Annotated in this window: 13 protein-coding genes; 2 read left to right on the forward strand and 11 right to left on the reverse strand. The window is 42.4% G+C overall.

The window, feature by feature from the left end; all coding sequences use genetic code 11:
- Positions 1 to 149 precede the first annotated feature (149 nt).
- The 5 genes from NSQ34_RS17305 to NSQ34_RS17325 form a co-directional block, all read right to left on the reverse strand.
- Entirely contained in the window at positions 150 to 404 is a 255-nt protein-coding gene (locus NSQ34_RS17305; RefSeq protein WP_024423823.1) for a hypothetical protein, read from the reverse strand.
- Positions 405 to 594: 190 nt separating this feature from the next.
- The gene (locus NSQ34_RS17310; protein ID WP_327825582.1) at positions 595 to 2,052 is read right to left on the reverse strand and encodes a sucrose-6-phosphate hydrolase; all 1,458 of its coding nucleotides are present in this window, start codon (positions 2,050 to 2,052) and stop codon (positions 595 to 597) included.
- Positions 2,053 to 2,071: 19 nt separating this feature from the next.
- On the reverse strand, positions 2,072 to 3,460 hold the full coding sequence (locus NSQ34_RS17315; protein WP_327825583.1) for a sucrose-specific PTS transporter subunit IIBC: 1,389 nt from the start codon (positions 3,458 to 3,460) through the stop codon (positions 2,072 to 2,074).
- Positions 3,461 to 3,716: 256 nt separating this feature from the next.
- Entirely contained in the window at positions 3,717 to 4,550 is an 834-nt protein-coding gene (locus NSQ34_RS17320; RefSeq protein WP_034281297.1) for a PRD domain-containing protein, read from the reverse strand.
- Positions 4,551 to 4,602: 52 nt separating this feature from the next.
- A complete protein-coding gene (locus NSQ34_RS17325; RefSeq protein WP_034281298.1) occupies positions 4,603 to 4,881 on the reverse strand; it encodes a hypothetical protein in 279 nt (92 codons plus the stop codon).
- Positions 4,882 to 5,381: 500 nt separating this feature from the next.
- On the opposite strand from NSQ34_RS17325, the gene NSQ34_RS17330 reads away from it, so the two are divergent.
- Positions 5,382 to 7,808 carry a S8 family serine peptidase gene (locus tag NSQ34_RS17330; protein ID WP_098677124.1) on the forward strand — a complete coding sequence of 809 codons (2,427 nt, stop codon included), beginning with the start codon at positions 5,382 to 5,384 and terminating at the stop codon, positions 7,806 to 7,808.
- A 320-nt stretch (positions 7,809 to 8,128) separates the two neighbouring features.
- Here NSQ34_RS17330 and NSQ34_RS17335 read toward each other — a convergent pair whose 3' ends face one another.
- The 3 genes from NSQ34_RS17335 to NSQ34_RS17345 all read right to left on the reverse strand — a co-directional run bounded on the left by NSQ34_RS17335 (position 8,129) and on the right by NSQ34_RS17345 (position 11,259).
- Positions 8,129 to 9,130: an LLM class flavin-dependent oxidoreductase gene (locus tag NSQ34_RS17335; RefSeq protein WP_144496439.1), complete on the reverse strand. Its 1,002-nt coding sequence runs from the start codon at positions 9,128 to 9,130 to the stop codon at positions 8,129 to 8,131.
- 57 nt (positions 9,131 to 9,187) lie between these two features.
- Positions 9,188 to 9,937: an oxygen-insensitive NADPH nitroreductase gene (gene nfsA, locus NSQ34_RS17340; protein WP_061110231.1), complete on the reverse strand. Its 750-nt coding sequence runs from the start codon at positions 9,935 to 9,937 to the stop codon at positions 9,188 to 9,190.
- Positions 9,938 to 10,047: 110 nt separating this feature from the next.
- On the reverse strand, positions 10,048 to 11,259 hold the full coding sequence (locus tag NSQ34_RS17345) for an FtsW/RodA/SpoVE family cell cycle protein (protein WP_034281302.1): 1,212 nt from the start codon (positions 11,257 to 11,259) through the stop codon (positions 10,048 to 10,050).
- 469 nt (positions 11,260 to 11,728) lie between these two features.
- Here NSQ34_RS17345 and NSQ34_RS17350 point away from each other — a divergent pair, with 469 nt between their 5' ends.
- The gene (locus NSQ34_RS17350; RefSeq protein ID WP_008345491.1) at positions 11,729 to 11,992 is read left to right on the forward strand and encodes a spore morphogenesis/germination protein YwcE; all 264 of its coding nucleotides are present in this window, start codon (positions 11,729 to 11,731) and stop codon (positions 11,990 to 11,992) included.
- 77 nt (positions 11,993 to 12,069) lie between these two features.
- Here NSQ34_RS17350 and qoxD read toward each other — a convergent pair whose 3' ends face one another.
- The 3 genes from qoxD to qoxB are packed head-to-tail and all read right to left on the reverse strand — an operon-like array spanning position 12,070 to position 15,027.
- Positions 12,070 to 12,450 carry a cytochrome aa3 quinol oxidase subunit IV gene (gene qoxD, locus NSQ34_RS17355; protein ID WP_012011667.1) on the reverse strand — a complete coding sequence of 127 codons (381 nt, stop codon included), beginning with the start codon at positions 12,448 to 12,450 and terminating at the stop codon, positions 12,070 to 12,072.
- A gap of 1 nt (position 12,451) precedes the next feature.
- Positions 12,452 to 13,069 (reverse strand): cytochrome aa3 quinol oxidase subunit III, encoded by a 618-nt coding sequence (gene qoxC / locus NSQ34_RS17360; protein ID WP_041115415.1) that lies wholly within the window; start codon positions 13,067 to 13,069, stop codon positions 12,452 to 12,454.
- Complete coding sequence (qoxB, locus tag NSQ34_RS17365; RefSeq protein ID WP_024423835.1) at positions 13,069 to 15,027, reverse strand: cytochrome aa3 quinol oxidase subunit I; 1,959 nt, start codon at positions 15,025 to 15,027, stop codon at positions 13,069 to 13,071. Before qoxB ends, qoxC begins: the two co-directional genes overlap by 1 nt.
- Positions 15,028 to 15,048 lie beyond the last annotated feature (21 nt).

Genomic DNA, 15,048 nt, shown 5'->3' on the forward strand with positions numbered 1-15,048 from the left:
CCTCCTGTACATGCTCAGATGAAATTTTTATTTATTATTGATCATGACAATACAAATGTCAACGCTTTCATTTAAATTTCTGAATCATCTTATTGAATAAAAAAAGCGTACCCGCTTCCGAGTACACTCTTTTATCCATACATGAACGCCTATTTTTGCTGATCGGACTCTTTCGCCATTTTTCGAATAAAGGCTTCAATGGATTCAACAAATAAAGCATATTCTTTCATTTGTTTATACGTATCTGACAGCTTCTCTTTCACTTCTTCCTGCTCTAAAGAAGGTTCACCGAGAATAGATTGAACTTGAATGAGCAATTCTTTATATTCTTCACGTTTATCTTCAACATGATCTGCCATTGTCTCCAAGCGTTTTCTAGTCGTCGGCTGCTGTTTTGAATTCAAGTAAACAACCCCTTTTTTTGTCCTACCGCATTTGGATAAACGTCAGCCTCAGCTGTATATATTTTAAAATGATACCATAATTCCACCTGTTATCATATATGTAAAACGTCATCAAACCGCTTTAGGCCAACCTTGTATATACATGCTATAGGCTCTAAGATACAGGCTGATCTCACTAGAAAAAAGCAGATCATTGATCTGCTTCTCTTTGTAAATGCCATGTCTTCAGTTTCAGCTTTGTTTCATTTCTGCCACTGATGGAGATCGATTTATTTCCCGGGGAAGGAAAGTAACGTGCAGTAAAAACTTCTCGGCCTCCGTTTACAAAAATCTCAATTGACGATGAGTCGATAAAGATATGAAGGTCGTGTAATTCCTCTATGACTACTTCACGAACTTCCTTTGATCGATCTTCAAATCGATCCCGCTCTAATGTCAGCTTCCCTTCCTCTTTATCATAGATGATGCGTGCTGCTGCACGGATACAGCATTCAAACCCTTTTTGTGTGTCAATTTGATCAATGAATACCTCTGCGCTCGTAATATCCTCTACAGGGATGGAATGAACAGAACGTTTAATATGAAAAACATGCTCTTGTTCATTGGTCCGCATGGATTGAAGTTCACTTACTGGTTTTTGAATCAGATGTCCATCCTCATCTAAACGGAGCTCTCTCGGGATCGTGAGGCAGTGTATCCATTGATAAGAAATGGTCGGATGATGTTCTTCTCCTTGATCAGGCACCCCCATCCACCCGATTAAAAGTCGTCTGCCTGATTCGTCTAGAAAGGTTTGCTGCGCATAGAAGTCAAAGCCGCGGTCCAGCTCCTCAAACGCTCCGTGTGTATATTGATAGGAATGATCATCCAATGTGCCAACAAAATAGCCTGATTGATGTGTGTTGTGATATTTTAAGCCATCCGGCTCTAGCCCTTGCGGTGACACAATCAATACATCCCGGCCGTCTAATTCAAACAGGTCTGGACATTCCCACATATAGCCGAAATTGTCTAAACCATTCTTTCCGCTGCCTGCAATCGTGCCTTGAAACGTCCAATTATCTAACGTATCAGAGGTAAATAAGACAAGGTGTCCCTTCAGGTCTAAGCTTTGTGCACCAAGGACCATGTACCACTGGCCATTTCGCTTCCATACCTTTGGATCTCGAAAATGAGCAGTGAACCCTTCCGGCAGTGTTGCCACGACACCTTTTTTGTGAAAGTGAATACCGTCCTCTGAAACAGCTAAACATTGATACGTCTCACGGTTCCCTTGTTCATCCCGAACGTTTCCAGTGTACATCACATGCATCTGCCCATCGTTTATAAATGCACTGCCAGAATAACAGCCGTTTTGATCAAACCAATCACTTGGGGCAAGAGCGGCTTCTTCGTGCTGCCAATTGACTAGATCTGTCGATGTATAATGCCCCCAGAATTTTGCACCATGCCCCGTTTTGAATGGCTGCCACTGATAAAAGACGTGGTAAATTCCTTTCCACTGAATCAGTCCATTCGGGTCATTTAAAAGACCGACTGGCGGCATCAAATGAAAATGCTGCCGGTACACATCCTTTTTGACCAAATGCTCATAGTTTCGAATACGGTCTGCTACCTTTTGACGAAGTGCTGCGTCAGTTGTTGTCATGACTGTGACCACTCCTTGATTATTTTTCGACTTCTTTTATTTTAAAAATGATGGTGAGAATAAATGAAACAGCAACAGCGATTAACATACCAATCACATAATTGACCACATTCTGAACACCAAATGGTGCTGCAATCGCAATCATCGGAATGCCTGTTAAACCATAAGCATTGGCGGCTACCTTTGTGAAAACGACAAATGCCCCGCCCAATGCGCCTCCAATCATCGCCGCAATAAATGGTTGACGATAGCGGAGGTTTACACCGAATATGACAGGCTCAGTAATTCCTAAAAAAGCAGAGAAGGCAGCAGGAAGGGCAATTTCTTTTGTTTTTGCACGCTTGGCTAAGAAAAAGACAGCCAATCCTGCCCCGCCTTGGGCGACATTAGACATTGCCCAGATTGGCAGCAAATAGTTACGCCCAATATCATTCAGCAATCCGGCCTCAATCGCATGGAAGCTATGATGAACCCCTGTGAGCACAATTAAAGAGTAAGCACCGCCGAAAATGAGTCCTGCTAAAAACCCTGCATGATCATAAATAAATGTCAATGCATTCGAAATTCCTGTACCGAGCATTCTTCCAAGCGGACCAACTGCAATAAATGTCACAAATCCAGTTACAATCACGGTGACAAATGGGGTCACAAGTAAATCAATACTGTTCGGAACGACCTTTCTTAAATTCTTCTCAACAAGGCACATGATATACACGGTCAATAACACTGGAATGACCGTCCCTTGGTAACCAAGAAGAGCAATATCAACATTGAATAAATGCATATACTCTGGTTTTGCTTCCGTCAATCCCCATGGATTAAGCAGATTCGGGTGAATCATAATTCCCCCAATGACAGCCCCTAAATACGGATTTCCGCCAAACTCTTTCGCTGCACTGACCCCAATTAAAATCGGTAAAATGATAAAGGCTGCACTTGAGAACATATCAAGCATTTGGAAGATCGCAGAGCTTGGGTCAGCCCATTTGAAAGCTTTCATCATGCCTAAGAGACCCATTAATAAACCACTCGCAACAATTGCTGGAATGATCGGTACAAAAATATTCGATAACGTCTTTGCAAAACGCGCAAGTGGATTCATTTTTTGTTTCACTGCTTCATCATGGCTGACAGGCTTTTGTTTCTCGTCGCCAGTCTCAAGACCAGTCTCACGAGCAAATGGTTCATATACTTTGTTGACAGATCCCGTTCCAAAAATGACTTGAAATTGTCCTGAACTTGAGAAAGCCCCTTTTACACCTTCAAGTTCTTCAATGACCTCTTTGTCAATCAAATCCTCATTTTTCACCACCAATCTGAGTCTTGTTGCACAATGCGTAGCACTGATGACATTTTCTTTGCCGCCTAACAGTTTTGTTAATTCTTTGGCTGTTTTTTGATAATCCATGAAGTTTCCTCCTTTTTTAAAGCAAAAAAGACCTAAAATTCACCAACGAGTAAAGGACATACACGTCCCCTCGTTACGCAAATTTTAGGTCTTGCCTGCCTGACAGTCACAATCCCGCGGTATCAAATTTTGATTACGCTTTCATCATAGTATAAGACTGTGACATGCGTCAACCTCTTTTTTCAAATCCAATGACCCATGTACACTAATAAGAGTAGTGTGCATAAAAAAAAGCCTGCATGCAGGCACGATCATTTTAAACCAATTCGGCTTCCTGCAGACGCTGGACATGCAGCGTGATGTAGCCGATCTCCGATTCAGGGAGATGAAGTCCATATTCATCTTTTAACAAATCAGCAAGTCCAAGTGCACACCGGTACGCCGTATCATACTTTGTTTGGATAAAAATCAGCATGTCTTCGTCCATGATTTGAAATGCCTCATTTGATTCCAACCTGCCTAATGCATACCTCAAATGTGTCACAAGCCGCTGATAGGAAATACTATCCTCATCAATTGAATGCTGAAAATATCTTTCAATATGCTCGATCATTTCTTTAATCATCGTTGTATATTTCACGGTCTTTTTCATGGACTCCGTATTCATTTTGGCCGTATGAATATGAAGTGCCACATATCCTGCCTCATCGTCCGGCAGTTCAACCCCAAGCCGCTCCTTTACATAACGAATGGCATACTTTCCAATCTCATATTCCTGCTTATATAAGACTTTGATCTCACCAAGCAATTTATTATATAACACAATGCCTTTTTGAAGGCGTTCAATGGCGAAGGACAAATGATCAGTCAGTGATATGTGAATGTGATCACTGAGCGGCATCATGAGTTTCCCCTCTGCATAACTGATGATATGCTCTGCCACCTCAATATGCGCTTCTGGCAATGTGGCAAGAATTTGTTTGAATTTCTCATTTTCTTCACGCACAACAAAGATTTTCTCTATTTTTTGAAGAGGAACGACGTCATTTTTCCCCTTCTGAAAAGCAATTCCGGGTCCCATCACAATTTTCTCCTGATCGCCCTCCTTCACAATCACTGCGTTGTTATTCAATATTTTATATATCTTCAAGGGGTATCCTCTCCCAGCAGATAACATTTCTTATGTGGGATTTTACCCTGTTTCACTTTTTCTGTAAAGGTAAGAGCGGACCAGCACGCGCCTCTCGCATCGTCTTCTCTTCAAGCATCATCAGACTTTGAGTAAACCGCTTCTCTATCCTGCGTTTCTTCTTATGTTCTTCTGCCAGTTTCTCCAGCTCTCTCTCTTTCACTACTTCAAAGAATCCGGCATCCGCCGCGGCCGCCTGAAACCCTTGCTGTTTCATCATCACACCAGGGTTCACAAGCACATTCATCATAAAACCAAACCATACGCTCAACCAGCTTTTTAATTTCTTCACTGAACATCCCTCCGCTTTTCTTAGAATCTAGCAGCTCTAGCTAAACAACTGCTCCTATCATATCCCGGGAAAAAAGAGAGGTTTGTCACAATCTGGGTGAAAAAACCAACTAGTTTTCAGAAGTTTTGTTGAAAAGTGCAGAAGATCATCATGTGCCTGGATGGTTCAATGAAAATTTTATGCACACGCTATCCCAAAGATAAGCACACCTTATCAACAGGGTTTATCCACATATCAACACCCTCTTACTAGATTTTGTGTATGTAAATTTTTTATTTTCCATATATGTATCTGAATAATTGAGTTATCAACAGACATTTGTGAATAAGTGCGACTTTATAAACAAAATAGTTCTTTATAACTATGTAAAATAAGACCATTTTAGTAAAGGAATTGTTTTCAACGTATTGAATACTTAATAACGGGCAGTGAATCTTTCCTATTTATCCACAAAAAGAAAGGCTATCTCCCTAAAAACACAGCTAGAAAGGGGAAAATAAATGAAAAAGGTAATATCTCGTTCTTCTGTTCTATTGTTCTCCACTATTTTTATTTTATCCACATTCTTTACCGGTCAACAGGCTGCTGCTGCTCCATCTAACAAAAAGATGGAACTAGAAAAAGCAGAAATCTTCGGTGAAATCAATGTCAACTCGAAAAAACAAACCACTGTCATTGTTGAATTAAAGGAAAAATCCTTAGTTGAAGCCGAGCAAGAAGGCGAATCACAAACAAAGGCCTCCCTCAAAAAATCTCGAACAAAAGTAAAGAACGCAGCACTCAAAGAGGTAGATAAAGCGAGTGTTCGTCAAGAATATGAAAAAGTTTTCTCTGGTTTCTCTATGAAACTTCCTGCAAACGAAATCCCGAAGCTGCTCGCAGTGGATGGAGTAAAAGCCGTTTATCCGGATGTTACATATAAAACCGATGAAGTGAAAAAAGAAAGTATCCAGCTTCCAAACGAAGATGTCTCCCCGCTTATGGATAAAAGCGCTCCATTTATCGGTGCACCAAAAGCATGGGATGCCGGCTATTCTGGAAAAGGGGTCAAAGTCGCAGTCATTGATACTGGAGTAGACTATACCCACCCTGATTTAAAAGGAAACTTCGGTTTATACAAAGGCTATGATTTTGTTGATAATGATTATTCTCCGCAAGAGACACCTAAAGGAGATCCTAGAGGCGAATCCACAGATCACGGCACACACGTGGCAGGAACGATTGCGGCAAATGGACAAATTAAAGGGGTCGCAAAGGATGCCACGCTTCTTGCATACCGTGTACTTGGACCAGGTGGATCTGGAACAACTGAGAACGTTCTTGCAGGCATCGACCGGGCTGTTACTGACGGAGCAGATGTCATGAACCTCTCTCTTGGAAACAGTGTCAATAACCCTGATTATGCAACGAGCATTGCACTTGATTGGGCCATGTCTGAAGGCGTTGTCGCTGTGACTTCGAATGGAAACAGCGGTCCGAACAGCTGGACTGTCGGTTCTCCCGGCACGTCAAGAGAGGCCATTTCTGTCGGAGCAACTCAGCTTCCGTACAGCCTTTACAATGTGAAATTCCCAAATTATTCTACTGCAAAAGTCATGGGATACTACCAAGAGAGTGATTTAAAAGCGCTTGACCAAAAACAAGTCACACTCGTCCAAGCAGGAATCGGTGACGAAAAGGCATTTGAAGACATCGATGTGAAAGGAAAGGTGGCTGTGATTGAACGGGGTGCCATTGCTTTTGTGGATAAAGTCGACAATGCAAAAGCCGCTGGTGCAATCGGCGTTGTGATGTATAACAATACCGATGGAGAAATCCCAGTCGATGTACCAGGTCTCGCACTTCCTACGATTAAGCTGTCAAAAGCTGAAGGAACAGCGCTTATTAAAGCCATTGAGGCTGGAAACGATACAACGGCTTTCTCCATTCAATTTGTCAAGGAACTTAGTGAGCAAGTCGCTGACTTCTCATCCCGCGGACCGGTTGTGGATACGTGGATGATTAAGCCTGATCTGTCAGCACCTGGCGTCAGCATTGTGAGTACGATCCCAACGCATGATCCTTCTCAGCCTTACGGATATGGGTCTAAGCAAGGAACAAGTATGGCATCTCCTCATGTGGCAGGAGTTGCAGCGATCATCAAACAAGCAAAACCATCGTACTCAACTGAACAAATCAAAGCATTGCTGATGAATACAGCAGAAAAACTGTTTGACGCAAATGGCAGCCCATTCCCTCATAACACACAAGGAACAGGCAGCGTTCGAATCATGGAATCACTTCAGGCGTCTTCTATCGTTTCTGATGCGAGCTATTCTTACGGCACTTTCTTAAAGGAAAAAGGCGTTCAAATCAAAACGAAAAAATTTAAGGTAGAAAACCTTTCAAAAGCACCGAAAACGTATACCATTGATTACAAATTCAATGGCAGCGGCATTAGTACAAACGGAACGAAAAAAATCACCGTCAAAGGGAATTCCACTGGATCCTTTACTTCCGCAGTACAGGTGAATTACGGAAAAACCAAAAAAGGGACGTACCAAGGCAGCATAACCCTTCGCGAAAATGGCAGAAAGATCACAGAAATCCCTACTTTATTGATTGTGAAAGAGCCTGATTATCCGCGCGTCACTTCTGTTTCCGTAGAGCCGGACAATCGTGCTGGAAGCTATGTCATTAGCAGCTACCTGCCTGGCGGTGCTGAGAACCTTGCATTCCTTGTCTACTCGACCGATGGAGAGTATTTAGGTGAAGCTGGTGTTTATCAACATGTTGATAAAGGAGAACACCGCGTAAAATGGAATGGCACAATCAATCAAGGCCAGAAGCTTGAAGCTGGTGAGTATACAATGCTTGCGTATGCAAGCTTGAAAGGAAAATCAGATACCGTACAAACGAAGGAAGCTTTCGAAATTTACCCTGAATAAATGTGAATCACAAGAAAAGCCTTGTATGAGCGGATAAGCTCATCAAGGCTTTTCGATCATATATGGAGGAAAGAGAAACTCATGTTGATATTGCTATGGATCGTTTCTTTTTTTACTGCTTTTTTTCTGACGATCACCTTGGTTTATTTTCTAACCTTTTTACACACGAAGCAGCCTCGTCCTTTTCATCAAGCATGCGAGCTGTCTGTTTATACTTCCTGTATCTACCCGCTCAGCCTGCTCGTGTCAGCCGCCTTCTTCCTCACCATGATGCTCCTTTTCCCCTTGTACTGGCTCCGCAGGCGATAAATATACATACGTTATGCATCAAAGGCTTCTTTTAATAAACGATACGATGTGAGCCGGTCTTGCATGTGATGTGTGATGGTCACAGCAATCAATTCATCTGTCCGATAAGCCTTCGCGAGTGCGGTCAGCTGCTCTTTCACAGATGCTGGCGTTCCAACGACCATCCTTTGACGATTAGCAGCCACTCGTTTTTGTTCATATGGACTGTAGGAATACGACTGTGCCTCTTCATATGAAGGAAAGCCTTCAAGATTCAGCCCTTGTTCATTGGCAAGTAAAGATAAATCTAAGCTGACAGCCAGTTTTTCTGCCTGCTCCTCTGTTTCGGCACATAAAACAAAGACTGCCAGACTGACACGCGGCTTTTCACCGAATACTGAAGGTTCAAATCGGTTGATATATTGCTCCACAGAGTCTTCTCCGCCTTCACCATTAATAAAAAGAGCAAACGTGTAGCCTGCACCTGCTTTCGCCGCAAGCCTTGCACTCCCGCCAGAGGAACCGAGCATCCATACTTCTGGCGCGGTCTCAACCTTCGGAGAAGCGGTCAAATGAGGCAGCGGGTAAAATTCATCCGCTAGATCATGTAAATAGACCTTCAATTCCTCTACCTGCTCAGGATACTGGTCGCCTAGACGCTTTCGCTCACCATGATGAAGGGCAATGGAAGAAATGGGCATACCACCAGGGGCACGTCCAATCCCAAGATCGATTCTGCCGGGAGCCAGCGCTTCGAGAACCCTGAAGTTCTCTGCTACTTTATAGGCACTGTAGTGCGGGAGCATAACGCCGCCTGAGCCAATGCGGATGTGCGATGTAACGGCTGATAAATGGCCGAGAAGCACCTCTGGACTCGATCCTGCAAGCCGGTTTGAAAAATGATGCTCTGATACCCAAAAACGGTGATAGCCCCACTTCTCCGCTTGCTTCGCCAGTTCAACCGTCTGCTTCAGTGCTTCAGCAGGCGTAGCGCCTCCTATCAAAGGAGATTGATCCAGTATACTTAATTTCATTATGCTGCACCTCTTACAGAAATCCCCCTCTCTTAAATGGAAAGGGGGATGTCTTATTTATTTTCGATTAAAGCCCTTCTCTTTCACAAATTCTCCAAGGAAGGCACGCTTTGGCTGACTAAAGCCCCGCAGCATCTGCTCAGACCAAGTATCTTTTCTCTCACCGTTTGTTCGTTCTTCATAATATGCCGAAATACGATCATCGTATTCTTTTAAATAACGATCCACATGCGCTTCATCTTGCTGATATGAATTTTCATGATAGATGAGTTCAACTGGCAGCCGTTCCTTTTGTGACGACTGATTAGCTGGATGGCCAACAGCCAGACCGAATAACGGCAGCACATAAGATGGCGTTTCAAGCACTTCAGAGACTTCTCTCAGCTGATTACGCAGTCCGCCAATATAGCAGATCCCAAGTCCCATTGATTCTGCAGCAACACTGACATTTTGTGCAGCCAATGCCGCATCGATGACGCTAATGAGAAAGGCTTCCGTATTCTCAAACGCCTCCTGATGATTCTTCCCTGCTCTTTTTGCAATATGATCATGGCGTTTCAAGTCTGCACAGAAGACAAAGAAATGCCCATTCTTCTCAACGTAAGGCTGATTCCCAGCCAGTTCAGCAAGCTTGGCCTTCTTCTCCTGATCTGTCACCCCAATAATACTATACGCCTGTACATAGCTTGATGTCGAAGCAGCCTGTGCACTTTTGATCAGTGTCAGCACCTCTTCTTCTGTCAAACGCTCGTCTGTAAACGAACGGATGGATCGATGATTTAATATGGTTTCTATCGTTTTGTTCAATTCGAAGACCTCCTTCACTTCTTCTATCATAAGGCAAAGACATAGGGCTTTTCAAAAATGAAAACTCGCATAAAAAAAGACAGCCTATACTTAGACTGCCCTTACCCGTTTTATTTAAATAAATAACTTTGATATTTCGTTAATTGAACGCTTGCGTTATAGGCGATCCCGAATCCAATGAGAACGGACAAGACAGAGCTTCCTCCAAAGCTGATAAATAAGAGTGGAATCCCTGTTACAGGCATCACGCCTATGTTCATGCCAATGTTCTGGAACGTATGGATTACAATCAATGCTGTATATCCTACGCAGAAGAATGACGCAAATCGGCTATAAGGATGGATACGGTCAATCAGTACGACAAGCCGGTAAATCAAGAAGAAGAACATGATCACAACAAACGCACAGCCGATAAAGCCAAAGGCTTCTCCTATGATGGAGAAAATCATATCCGTTTGTGCTTCTGGGACATAGACCTTTAAATTTTTAATGCCATTCCCAAAAATCTGCCCTGCACCAATGGCCATAATCGCCTGCTCCACTTGATATTTATCAGATCCAGATGCATCCTGCGTCTGCGCTTGGTTGGCTGACGTAGAGCTATCAGGCAGCCAAGCTGTAATCCGGTTAATTTGGTACTGTTGAATGCCGATTGTTTTCGCAAAATCAGGGAATAAGATAATCACAGCTAAAACAGAAGCAACTAAAAGCACAACCACTGAACCGATGAGAGAGATCAGTTTCCAATTGATCCCTGATAAAAATACCATCACCACAACAATAAACATACAAACAGCCGCAGTCCCTGCATCCTGCAAGAAGATCAGTCCAACTGGTACAGCTGCCACCCCGGCAATTTTTAATAGAAGGAAAATATCATCCTCTAATGTCCGCTTTCCTCTAGGTGTAGACTTTCCAATGACAGATGCAAGCATCATAATCAAACCAATTTTCATGAACTCTGAAGGCTGAAATGTCCCTATTCCAGGTAACACAAACCAGCTTTTTGCACCATTTTTGATTGGAGCAAAATCATGACCTCCGATTTGTGCAGGAGCAACCTTCAGAAAAAGTAACAGCAGTATTCCGCCTATAAAAATATAGAGACTTAGCTTCTCTAATTGCTCCAAATCAAAGTAATTTATGGCAACAATACATATAACTCCGACCATGTAGTAAATAATCTGTCTGGTCCATGCATTAGATCCGTACTGCCCAAATTGACCCGCAGCATAAATCGCAATGACACTGATGGCAAAGAAGGCTAAAAATATAAAAATCAAATCTCCTTGATAGTAAGGAGATGTATTCTGCTTGTTCATGAACTAACCACCCTTATTACAAAACATAAAAGCCCTTATTTATATTAGATTGAAATTTTCACAAAATCAACTCACCTTAAATATGACGGAAGATACATCCGAAAGGTTCCATTCAATTTTCAAAAAATGAAATACTTTTCATCCTAACAATAGGAAAAAATCCCTCTATACACTTTTCATTCAATCGATCTCAAGTCCTTTAAAAAGTTTATTTTACAGATTTTAAGGGGAAAATTCAATGACCTATGTGGCGATATGACAAGTAAACATCAGATGAGATAAGCTGCACTGAGGAATAAAACCATTTTGTATGGAATAAGGCCCATTTTCCAATTATTACGTTTACTTCAAAGTCAATTGTGGTATAATACTTGTAACAAAATGTTCACAATATCTCCTAAAAACAGACACAATTGCATCCTGACCTCTCATTTGATTTGAACATCAACTTACAAAGGAGTTGGATACGATGGATATGTTCTTTGCGTACCTATGTATTGCAACGGCTACACCCCTGTTTTTATGGCTGGAAAACAGAAAGATTGCATTAGCATCTATTCCACCCATTATGATTATGTGGATTTTCTTCGGTCTTTACATGACAAGCAGTTTATCTCCAGCAGGACATACCTTCATGATCGCATTCTTTGCCATTAACGTGATTTTGGCTCACATTGCAGCGTTCCTCATCTACGGACTTCCATTCATTCGCAAAAGATTCAGCAGCAGATAGATATCGCCCAACTATTGGAAGCGTTATCACCATCATGATAAAAACCACTCACCTTCAAGAGATGAGTGGTTTTTTTATTATTTCTCTGAATGCTCAGACTGCTTTGGCGCAGACGGTGAATAACCGTCTTTACTGTTCTCTCCGTGGCTGTAGTGAGCCGCAAAGATCCAAACAGATCCGATGACGAAGATAATCGCACAGAACAGACCAAACAAAGTATTTCCGACTTGAACAGTTCCGTTCTCGCTCTCTGTCATGTGCATAAACATGAACAGCTGCAAGAATGCTTGAATGAACGCAAAACCAAAGATAATCCATAGTTTTGCGGAACTGCCAATTTCAGCTCCAATCGCAATCCAGAATGCTAAGACTGTCAGCACAATGGATAGGATAAAGCCAACTACGTGTTTCCAAGGGAAGTGTTCGTGCTCTGCTGAGGAATGTGTTTTTCCAGCCATATCACAAAAGCCCCCCTAATCCGATCAAGTAAACAGCTGTGAAGATGAAAATCCATACAACATCAAGGAAATGCCAGTATAGACTTGAGATGAAAATCTTCGCTGCTGTTTGTGGAGTTAATCCACGTTTTTTAATTTGGAACAAGATCCCGGTAATCCAGAAGATACCGATCGATACGTGTAATCCGTGAGTTCCTAAAAGTACAAAGAATGCAGACCAATACGCACTTGTATGGATGCTCGCACCTTCATGTACATAATGGAAGAACTCGAAAAGCTCAAATCCAACGAAGCCTGCACCTAGAAGCAGTGTGAGAATCGTCCATATGACAACCCCTTTTGTACTTCCACGGCGCATTTCATGAACAGCAATCCCACATGTAAATGAACTAACCAATAGCAGGAATGTCATGATCAATACAAGCTTCATATCAAACAGCTCAGCTGGTAAAACGCCGCCAGCTGTTCTGCCATGTAGAACAAAGTAGGTCGCAAAAAGTGTTGAGAATAACACGATTTCCGCGCCAAGGAATATCCAGAAACCAAGGATGTTTAAACGTCCGGTTTCAGAGCGATATTCAAGCGGTGCATTTGCATAGCTGCTATCATTATGTCCCATTACTTCTGCGCCTCCTTATTCTTTTTCTCTGTTTCAATGACTTCTTCAACAGGAATATAGTAGCCATCGTCATATTCGAATGAACGTAAAATCATCGTTGCGAATACACCGATTAAGCCAATAACGCCAATCCAGTACCATTCAAATACAAGACCGAATGCACCAAGTCCAAAGAATGCAGACATGATCAGCGGTCTGCCTGAATTGTGCGGCATGTGAATTTTCTTGAATTCTTTTTCAGGATGAACGTCCACATTGTTTTGCTTCCAATGATGGAATGCATCTGGTGTTGTCACTTCTGGAAGTGCTGCAAAGTTATAATGCGGCGGAATTGCAGAAGATGTCGCCCAGTCAAGTGTACGTCCTTCTCCCCAGCTGTCTCCAGACACTTCACGTTTTGAATGTCTCCAGCTGTAGTAAATGTTGTAGCAAAGGATGATGAATCCGATACCCATCATAAATGCACCAATTGTTGAAATAAAGTTTAGTGCAGTCCAGCCATCTTCTGGTCCATACGTATAGATACGTCTTGGCATTCCTTGCAGTCCTAGGAAGTACTGCGGGAAGAAACAGATGTTAAATCCGATCATGAATACCCAGAAGAACCATTTGCCGATTCTTTCGTTTAACTTGTAACCAAACATTTTTGGATACCAGAAAACAAGACCAGCAAAACAAGCAAATACAGTACCTGCGATTAATACATAGTGGAAGTGGGATACAAGGAAGTACGTGTTATGGTACTGGTAATCCGCAGCTGCCATCGCAAGCATAACCCCAGTTACACCACCGATTACGAAGTTTGGGATGAAACCAAGTGCCCAAAGCATTGGTGATGTAAAGCTGATACGGCCTCGATACATCGTAAAGAGCCAGTTAAAGATTTTCACACCTGTTGGTACAGAAATCGCCATTGTTGTAATCGAGAAGAATGAGTTAACCGCTGCACTGTTCCCCATTGTAAAGAAGTGGTGAACCCACACAAGGAAACTAAGAACAGAGATTGCCACAATTGATACAACCATCGCTTTGTAACCAAACAACTGCTTTCTTGAGAACGTCGCAAAAATTTCTGAGAAAATACCGAAAGCCGGCAGGATAACAATATATACCTCAGGATGTCCCCAAATCCAGAAAAGGTTCGCCCAAAGCATCGGCATACCGCCTGCTTCGAGTGTAAAGAATGCAGAACCGAATAAACGATCAAATGTCATAAGTGCTAAAGCAACTGTTAGTACAGGGAATGCAAAAACGATGATGACAGACGTAATCAATGTTGTCCATGTAAACATTGGCATACGCATAAGTGTCATACCTTTTGTACGCATTTTTAAGATGGTCACCATGAAGTTAATACCTGTCATAAGTGTACCAATACCTGCAATTTGGAGCCCGAGCAAGTAGTAGTTCTGTCCAGGTCCTGGTGAGAAATCATTTCCGGCGAGCGGCATGTAACTCGTCCAGCCTGCACTTGGTGATCCTCCAATAACGAAGGAAATGTTGAACAGCATTGCTCCGACCATGAATGTCCAGAAGCTAAGGTTGTTCAGATAAGGGAATGCAACGTCACGTGCACCAATTTGAAGAGGAACAACGACGTTGATTAAACCAATTAAAAATGGCATCGCCATGAATAGAATCATGATCGTACCATGCGTTGTAAAGATTTCATTATAGTGGTTTGAATCTAAAAACGTATTATTAGGAAGCGCCAGCTGCGCGCGCATCATCAGTCCGTCTACCCCACCGCGGAAGAACATAATCACAGCAGCAAGGATATACATGATTCCAAGCTTTTTATGATCAACTGATGTCAGCCATTCTTTCCAGAGCCATTTCCACTTTTTAAAGTAGGTTAAAACAAACACGATGGCAATGGAGGTAAGAGCGATAGAAATTTGCGCACCAAGAATTAATGGGTCTCCAGTTACAAAAAACTCATCCCATTTTAAATGCATAACGGCCTCCTCCTTTCCTTA

It is taken from the genome of Bacillus sp. FSL P2-0069 (assembly GCF_038593315.1).
Taxonomy (GTDB): domain Bacteria; phylum Bacillota; class Bacilli; order Bacillales; family Bacillaceae; genus Bacillus; species Bacillus safensis.

What these genes read in the sequence shown, in the direction of transcription:
- NSQ34_RS17310 (WP_327825582.1), bottom strand. Translation starts at nt 2,052, where the DNA reads ATGACAACAACTGACGCAGCACTTCGTCAAAAGGTAGCAGACCGTATT.
- NSQ34_RS17315 (WP_327825583.1), bottom strand. Translation starts at nt 3,460, where the DNA reads ATGGATTATCAAAAAACAGCCAAAGAATTAACAAAACTGTTAGGCGGC.
- NSQ34_RS17330 (WP_098677124.1), top strand. Translation starts at nt 5,382, where the DNA reads ATGAAAAAGGTAATATCTCGTTCTTCTGTTCTATTGTTCTCCACTATT.
- NSQ34_RS17335 (WP_144496439.1), bottom strand. Translation starts at nt 9,130, where the DNA reads ATGAAATTAAGTATACTGGATCAATCTCCTTTGATAGGAGGCGCTACG.
- NSQ34_RS17345 (WP_034281302.1), bottom strand. Translation starts at nt 11,259, where the DNA reads ATGAACAAGCAGAATACATCTCCTTACTATCAAGGAGATTTGATTTTT.
- NSQ34_RS17350 (WP_008345491.1), top strand. Translation starts at nt 11,729, where the DNA reads ATGGATATGTTCTTTGCGTACCTATGTATTGCAACGGCTACACCCCTG.
- qoxD (WP_012011667.1), bottom strand. Translation starts at nt 12,450, where the DNA reads ATGGCTGGAAAAACACATTCCTCAGCAGAGCACGAACACTTCCCTTGG.
- qoxC (WP_041115415.1), bottom strand. Translation starts at nt 13,069, where the DNA reads ATGGGACATAATGATAGCAGCTATGCAAATGCACCGCTTGAATATCGC.
- qoxB (WP_024423835.1), bottom strand. Translation starts at nt 15,027, where the DNA reads ATGCATTTAAAATGGGATGAGTTTTTTGTAACTGGAGACCCATTAATT.